7 protein-coding genes are annotated in these 7,152 nt (G+C 72.5%); 1 reads left to right on the top strand and 6 read right to left on the bottom strand.

Annotation, left to right across the window (positions count from 1 at the left end; genetic code table 11):
* The 3 genes from G3I41_RS32090 to coaA all read right to left on the bottom strand — a co-directional run.
* Positions 1 to 1,206: PH domain-containing protein (locus G3I41_RS32090; protein WP_164404051.1), on the bottom strand; the 1,206-nt coding region annotated here is incomplete at its 3' end.
* A gap of 64 nt (positions 1,207 to 1,270) precedes the next feature.
* A complete protein-coding gene (locus G3I41_RS32085; protein ID WP_164404050.1) occupies positions 1,271 to 2,254 on the bottom strand; it encodes a DUF389 domain-containing protein in 984 nt (327 codons plus the stop codon).
* 18 nt (positions 2,255 to 2,272) lie between these two features.
* Entirely contained in the window at positions 2,273 to 3,265 is a 993-nt protein-coding gene (gene coaA, locus G3I41_RS32080; RefSeq protein ID WP_164404049.1) for a type I pantothenate kinase, read from the bottom strand.
* 140 nt (positions 3,266 to 3,405) lie between these two features.
* Here coaA and G3I41_RS32075 point away from each other — a divergent pair, with 140 nt between their 5' ends.
* The gene (locus G3I41_RS32075) at positions 3,406 to 4,260 is read left to right on the top strand and encodes a hypothetical protein (RefSeq protein WP_203601953.1); all 855 of its coding nucleotides are present in this window, start codon (positions 3,406 to 3,408) and stop codon (positions 4,258 to 4,260) included.
* A gap of 77 nt (positions 4,261 to 4,337) precedes the next feature.
* Here the strand turns inward: G3I41_RS32075 and argG are convergent, their stop codons facing one another.
* The 3 genes from argG to G3I41_RS32060 all read right to left on the bottom strand — a co-directional run.
* The gene (gene argG, locus G3I41_RS32070; protein WP_164404048.1) at positions 4,338 to 5,783 is read right to left on the bottom strand and encodes an argininosuccinate synthase; all 1,446 of its coding nucleotides are present in this window, start codon (positions 5,781 to 5,783) and stop codon (positions 4,338 to 4,340) included.
* 64 nt (positions 5,784 to 5,847) lie between these two features.
* Positions 5,848 to 6,492: a dihydrofolate reductase family protein gene (locus G3I41_RS32065; protein WP_164404047.1), complete on the bottom strand. Its 645-nt coding sequence runs from the start codon at positions 6,490 to 6,492 to the stop codon at positions 5,848 to 5,850.
* An 88-nt stretch (positions 6,493 to 6,580) separates the two neighbouring features.
* The coding region (locus tag G3I41_RS32060) for a zinc-binding dehydrogenase (RefSeq protein ID WP_164404046.1) at positions 6,581 to 7,152 on the bottom strand (572 nt) is incomplete at its 5' end.

The raw sequence follows: 7,152 nt of genomic DNA, 5'->3' as shown, positions 1-7,152 counted from the left end.
GGCCAGGAAGTGGTCGCGCCCGTCCGGGGCGGCGGCCGTGGCCTCGCCCGGGGCACGGAGGCGGGTGGCCCGCCAGGCGAGGGTGAGCCCGGCCGCGGTGACCGCCGTGCCCGCCGCCGCCCAGACCACCCTCAGCGGCGAGCCCAGCGGGTCCGTCGCGTGCTGGTGGAGCAGGGGCAGCAGCCACACGGCCGTCACGCCGAGCGCGTACGCGAACGGAAGGGCGGAGGGCAGCACCTCGTCGTCCCGCAGCCCGCGCCCGCGCCGGCGGACCAGCAGCCGGGCCACCGCGTATCCCGCGCCCAGCAGGCAGAGCGCGGAGAAGACGGCGAGTTCCCCGGGGCTGATGAGGTGGTCGTGCCAGACCCGGTGCGCGCCGGTGACCGTCCTGGCCGAGCCGTGCCAGAAGACCAGCTCCACCTTCTCCCCGGCGCGGAACGCCGCCGCGTCGTCCCGGGAGACCCCGAGCCGGTGGACCGGGCGGTCGTCGGTGAAGTACAGCCAGCTGGTGCCCTTGCCCTGATGGACGTCGGTCCGCTCGATCACCCCGTCGAAGGTGGTCAGGCAGTCGCGGCGCTCGGCGGCCGGGGTGGCGGCGGTGCAGGGCACGGCCGCCCGCCACGCCCGCTGCTCCGACGCGGCGTCCGCCACGTACGACGCGGCCACGGCCGAGGCGGCGAGCAGCACCGCGCACACGATCCAGGTGGCGAGGGTCCGGCGTCCCGCCGACCGGTACGTGATGACGGGCGCCCGGTCGGACGCCGGGGCCCCGTGACGGCGGTGCAGAGCGCGTAGCGCCCTCAGGTCCGCGTCGAACGCCGCATCGTCGTTCCCGCCCACCGGCAGGGGCGGCAGCCACGCCCGTCCGTCGTCCAGCAGCACGCTCACGCGGTGGATGTCCTGGTTCCGCCCGGGCTGCACGTACCGGCGCAGATCCACGATCCGGGACCACGGCACCGTACGGCGGCGCAGCAGGGTCCGGGAGCGCAGTCCGTACGCGCCCGCGGTGAGCCGCGCGGTGGCCGCGTACAGGAAGCACAGCCCCGCCAGGGCGACCACGAGACCTGCGATGAACCACGGATCGGCCTCGTCCACGTGTCCCGCGCGCAGCGCGGCCACGACCGCTCCGGCGGCGCCCGCCCCGGCACCCCACCCCATCACGCGCCGTGCGGGAACGCGGCAGATCACTTCCCCGGTCTCGGTCATGGCCGAAGAGTGCCATCAGCCCGCCGCCGGGCACGTGTGGAGGTTACGGAAGACTGAGCGGCCTTCATCCTGCCGGTTCGCCACCGGAGGTGTCCTTCGCCGCCGGGGGCTCCTGGGCGCGCTGGCGGCGCTTTGCCGCGCGCCACAGCGTCTTCTGGGCGATCAGCGTCAGCGTGCCGGCGAGGACGATGCCGCCGAGGTTCTCCGCGAGCTGGCGCGCGGACCCGGACATCTGGGGGTAGTCGCTGTAGCTGAAGGCCACCGCCGCGTTGGCGGCGGCCGGGACGGTCGTGACCGAGATGGCGACTCCGATCAGCGCGCCCGACTTCGCCGAGGTGAGCGAGAGCGTCCCGGCGATGCCCGCGAGGAACGCGACGACGAACGACAGCCAGTCCGGCTGCCAGACGAACGAGGTGTTGGGCCGGTCGGCCTCGATCATGCTCTCCTCGAACAGCCCGAGCAGGTCCATCAGCCAGGAGAAGCCGGCGGTCAGCGCCATGGCCGCCGCGAAGCCGCCGACCAGCGCCCACAGCGAACGCCACACGAGGCGCGGGGCGCGCTGCACCAGCGCCGTCGAGATCCCGGCCAGCGGACCGAACTCCGGGCCCACCGCCATCGCGCCCACGATGAGGATCGCGTTGTCGAGCATCACACCGCAGGCCGCGAGCATCGTGGCGACGGCGAGGAACGCCAGGTAGGTGACGCTGAACGTGGACTCCTCGTGGGTCGCCTCGGACAGCTCCTCCCACAGCACCGCGTCCGCGCCCTCGCCGGGCGCCGCCTCCTCGGCCCGCTCGGCGCACGCGGAGAGCGTGAGGTCCACCTCGTTCACGGTGATCGCCCCGAAGCGGTCGACCCCCAGCCGCCGCAGCGCCCCGATCAGCTCGTCGCCCGCCTCGCGCGCCACGTCGCACAGCACCACGTCGCCGGCCGGGTCGCGGGCCGCGCCCGGCAGCACCGCGAGGTGGGCGGTGCCGGCCGTCCGTTCCAGCAGGCTCGTCACCTCGTCCGTGCGGTCGGCCGGCACGATCAGGCGCAGATGCAGCACGGAGGACCTTCCCAGAAGTCAGAGCTTGCGCAGTGACAGCCGCTGCACCTTGTGGTCGGGCCCCTTGCGCAGCACCAGCGTGGCACGCCCACGGGTCGGCGCCACGTTCTCGACGAGATTCGGCCGGTTGATGGTCCGCCACATGGTGGCCGCGTACTCCATCGCCTCCGCCTCGGAGACCTGGGTGTACTTGCGGAAGTACGAGGACGGGTCCTGGAACGCCGTCTCGCGCAGCTTGCGGAAGCGGTTGAGGTACCAGGTCTCGATGTCCTCCGTCCGGGCGTCCACGTACACGCTGAAGTCGAAGTAGTCGGCGAGCCCCACCCTGGTGCGGCCGTCCTTGCCGGGCAGGGCGGGCTGCAGGACGTTCAGCCCCTCCACGATCAGGATGTCCGGGCGCCGGACGGTGAGCCGTTCGCCGGGCACGATGTCGTAGATCAGGTGGGAGTAGACGGGGGCGGTGACCTCGTCCTTGCCGGCCTTGATGTCGGCGACGAAACGGGTGAGGGCGCGGCGGTCGTACGACTCCGGGAACCCCTTGCGCGACATCAGGCCGCGCGCGTGGAGCTCCTTCATCGGCAGCAGGAACCCGTCGGTGGTGACCAGTTCGACCCGGGGGTGCTCCGGCCAGCGGGCCAGCAGCGCCCGGAGGATGCGCGCGGTGGTGGACTTGCCCACGGCGACGCTGCCCGCGACGCCTATGACGAACGGGGTGCCGCGCTGCGCGCCCTGCCCGTTGCCCGCGTCCCCGAGGAAGGTGTTGAGGGCGCCGCGCAGCCCGGAGGTGGCCTGCACGTACAGGTTCAGCAGGCGCGAGAGCGGCAGGTAGACGTCCCGCACCTCGTCGAGGTCGATGACGTCGCCGAGCCCGCGCAGCCGCTCCACCTCCTCGGCGGTCAGCGGCAGCGGAGTCCTGTCGCGCAGCGCGCTCCACTCCGCCCGGGTCAGGTCGACGTACGGCGTCGCCGCGTGCTCGGCGCGGCGGGGGCTCCGTGCGGGTGAGGTGATCACGTCTTCATTGTTGCGGCAGTCGTCCGGGAGTGGGGGGTGGGCTCGGTCACGTGGGGGAGCGGGTGCACCGGTGCGGCCCCGGTTCCGGCGCGCTGGTAGCCTGCCCGCCCGCCTTTTCCCCACGCAGCAACGAGGTGCGCATGAAAGCAGGCAGAACCGGGACCGTGGCCGCGCTCGCGGGGGCGTTGGCCCTCTCGGCGTTCACGGCTCCGACGGCGCGGGCCGCGGACACCGGGATCACGGTGTCGCGGGTCGTCGTCAACGGGGGGAAGCCCATCGTGGTGGGCACCACGGAGGTGAAGGAGCCGCCGGTGACGTTCCGGGTCACCCTCCCTCCGGGCTACAGCACGGCCGATCCCTTCGCGTACGACGCGGAACCGTTTCTCTACCACGGGACCACGGCGGCCAAGGGCATCGACAGCGGTGGGCTCCAGATGGGGATCTACACCTGTTACGAGAAGAGCGACCGGATCGCGGACTGCGAGGGGTCGCTCTACGTGGACCCGTACTACCGGCTGGACTCCCACAACGACGCGACCACCTGGAAGATCGGCTTCGTGGGCCGGCTCTTCGAGGGGGACTCCCATCTCGTCGCGGAGGAGTACGGCACCGTGTCCGGCAGCGCGCAGATCCGGCGCTACGCCAAGGCCACCGTCAACGCGGCGCCCGAGCCGGTGGCGAAGGGCAAGCCGATCACCGTGACCGGCACCCTCAAGCGGGCGGACTGGGTGAAGCACGCGTACACCGGTGTGGCGGACGCGTCCGTCCGGTTGCAGTTCCGGCCCAGGGGCACGTCCTCGTACACCACCGTGAAGACGGTGCGGTCCAGCTCCACGGGTGCGCTGAAGGCGACGGTCACCGCGACCCTCGACGGGGACTGGCGGTGGGACTTCGGGGGCTGGTCCACCACGGGCGGCGCGGTGTCGTCCGGTGACTACGTCGATGTCAGCGGAGCGGGCGGGCTCGTCAGGGAGATGCACGCACGGCACAGGTGACCTGGACCGCCTCCCGGCGGAACAGCGCCGGCCGGGCACCCCGAGGGGTGTCCGGCCGGTCGTGCGTGCGGGGCGGGTCAGTCCGTGCCGGACTCCATCGCCGCGCGGTCCAGCATCTCGTCCTGGTCCGAGACCTCGCCGCGCGAGGCGATCGCCTCGGCGCCGCCCTCGGGGAGCTGCCCGATCAGGCCGGTCGCGGCGGCCTGGGCCGCGCCGATCGCCGGGTTCGAGGTGCCGATCATGCCGAGGCCCGCGTACTGCTCCAGCTTGGCGCGGGAGTCCGCGATGTCCAGGTTCCGCATGGTGAGCTGGCCGATGCGGTCGACCGGGCCGAAGGCGGAGTCCTCGGTGCGCTCCATGGACAGCTTGTCCGGGTGGTAGCTGAACGCGGGGCCCGTGGTGTCGAGGATCGAGTAGTCCTCGCCGCGCCGCAGCCGCAGGGTGACCTCGCCGGTGACGGCCGTACCGACCCAGCGCTGGATCGACTCGCGGACCATCAGCGCCTGCGGGTCCAGCCAGCGGCCCTCGTACATCAGACGGCCGAGGCGGCGGCCCTCGTTGTGGTACTGGGCGAGGGTGTCCTCGTTGTGGATGGCGTTGACCAGGCGCTCGTACGCGGCGTGCAGCAGGGCCATGCCGGGGGCCTCGTAGATGCCCCGGCTCTTGGCCTCGATGATCCGGTTCTCGATCTGGTCGGACATGCCCAGGCCGTGGCGGCCGCCGATGGCGTTCGCCTTCAGGACCAGGTCGACGGCGGTCTCGAACTTCTCGCCGTTGATCGTGACCGGGCGGCCCTGGTCGAAGCCGATCGTGACGTCCTCGGTCTCGATCTCGACCGACGGGTCCCAGAACCGCACGCCCATGATCGGCTCGACGGTCTCCACACCGGTGTTCAGGTGCTCCAGCGTCTTGGCCTCGTGGGTGGCGCCCCAGATGTTGGCGTCGGTGGAGTACGCCTTCTCGGTGCTGTCCCGGTAGGGCAGACCGTGGGCGACCAGCCACTCCGACATCTCCTTGCGGCCACCGAGCTCCGTCACGAACTCGGCGTCCAGCCAGGGCTTGTAGATGCGCAGGTGAGGGTTGGCCAGCAGGCCGTAGCGGTAGAACCGCTCGATGTCGTTGCCCTTGAAGGTGGAGCCGTCGCCCCAGATCTGGACGTCGTCCTCCAGCATCGCCCGGACCAGGAGCGTGCCGGTGACCGCGCGGCCCAGCGGCGTGGTGTTGAAGTAGGCCCGGCCGCCGGAGCGGATGTGGAACGCCCCGCACGTCAGCGCGGCCAGGCCCTCCTCGACGAGTGCGGCGCGGCAGTCGACCAGGCGGGCGAGCTCGGCGCCGTACGTCTTGGCGCGGCCCGGGACCGAGGCGATGTCGGGCTCGTCGTACTGGCCGATGTCGGCGGTGTAGGTGCACGGGACGGCACCCTTGTCGCGCATCCACGCGACCGCGACCGAGGTGTCGAGGCCGCCCGAGAAGGCGATGCCGACGCGTTCGCCGGTGGGCAGGGAGGTGAGGACCTTGGACATAGGAAGATTATGCATCATCTCGCATGATCATGCAACGCCCTGCCTCCCCGCACGGTCCGGCGGGCTACTTCCGCCAGAACAGGTGGTGCGTCATCCCGCTCGGGCTCGGTACGACGTCCAGGTGGAAGCGGTCGCGCAGCTCGTCCGGCGAGTCCCACAGCCGCAGGCCCGACCCCAGCTTCTGCGGCGCCACCGCGATGTGCAGGGTGTCGACCAGGTCGGCGTCCAGGAACTCGCGGACGGTCGTCACCCCACCGCCGAGCCGCACGTCCTTGCCCTGCGCGGCCTCCCGGGCCCGGGCGAGGACGTCGGCGGGCTCGCCGGCCACGAAGTGGAACGTGGTGTCGGACAGCGTGAACGAAGGGCGCTCGTGGTGCGTCATCACGAACACCGGGGTGTGGAACGGCGGCTCGTCGCCCCACCAGCCCTGCCACTCGTGGTTCTCCCACGGGCCGCGCTGCGGACCGAACTTGTTGCGGCCCATGATCTCGGCGCCGATGTTGTGCGAGAAGTCCCGCGTCAGGTAGTCGTCCAGTCCCCGGCTGCCGCCCGCGTCGGTCCGGTTCGGCCAGCTCGCCGTCGCCCCGGCCCAGGCGAACAGCTGCCCCGGGTCGACATGGCCGAAGGGCCGCTCCAGGGTCTGGTTCTCCCCGCAGGCGACGCCGTCGGCGGAGACGGTGAAGTTCTGGACCTTCAGCAGTTGAGTCATGGGTGCTCTTCTCCCGGTGAATGGGTGACAACGCAAGGGGTGACTCCTCGGGCGGCCCGGACTCATCGCCGTACACCGTCCCGCCGGCTCATCCCACCGTAAGGACCGCGTTCCCCCGCACCCGGCGCGCCCGGATGTCCGCGACGGTGTCCCCGGTGCGCGACCAGTCGCGGACCGAGCCGATCTCCGGGTGCAGCCGCCCGCCCGCCACCAGCCGCACCAGGGTGGCGAGTTCGGCGGCATACGTGGTGTCGGCGCGGGTGTAGTCGAAGTGGGCGATGCGGGCCTGGGCGGGACCGCCGAAGAAGTCGAAGAAGTCCAGCGTGACCGGGGTGCGGCTCGCCTGGCCGAACCAGACCAGCAGGCCGCCCGGGGCCAGCCGGGCCAGCGCGGCCGGCAGCGAGTCCCCGCCCACCGACTCCAGGGCCACGTCGTAGGGGCCCTCCGCGTCCTCCGGCGTGGTCACCACCGCCTCGGCCCCCAGCTCCAGCAGCCGCGCCCCGCGCTCCCGGGTCGCGCTGACCGCCGTCACCGCCGCGCCGGAGGAGGCCGCCAGCTCGGTGACGTAGTGGCCGACGCCCCCGCTCGCCCCGGTGAGCAGGATCCGCCGCCCCGCCACCGGACCGGCCGCGCGGAGCAGGCGCAGCGCGGTGATCCCGG

Source organism: Streptomyces sp. SID9727 (genome assembly GCF_010550605.1).
Taxonomy (GTDB): Bacteria; Actinomycetota; Actinomycetes; order Streptomycetales; family Streptomycetaceae; genus Streptomyces.
The sequence above is the reverse complement of the archived record's forward strand: the minus strand, read 5'-3'. Positions and strand labels throughout refer to the sequence as shown.

Bases quoted from the DNA above. Each gene is read 5' to 3' on its own strand.
- G3I41_RS32075 (WP_203601953.1), top strand. From the start codon at position 3,406: ATGAAAGCAGGCAGAACCGGGACCGTGGCCGCGCTCGCGGGGGCGTTG.
- argG (WP_164404048.1), bottom strand. From the start codon at position 5,783: ATGTCCAAGGTCCTCACCTCCCTGCCCACCGGCGAACGCGTCGGCATC.
- G3I41_RS32065 (WP_164404047.1), bottom strand. From the start codon at position 6,492: ATGACTCAACTGCTGAAGGTCCAGAACTTCACCGTCTCCGCCGACGGC.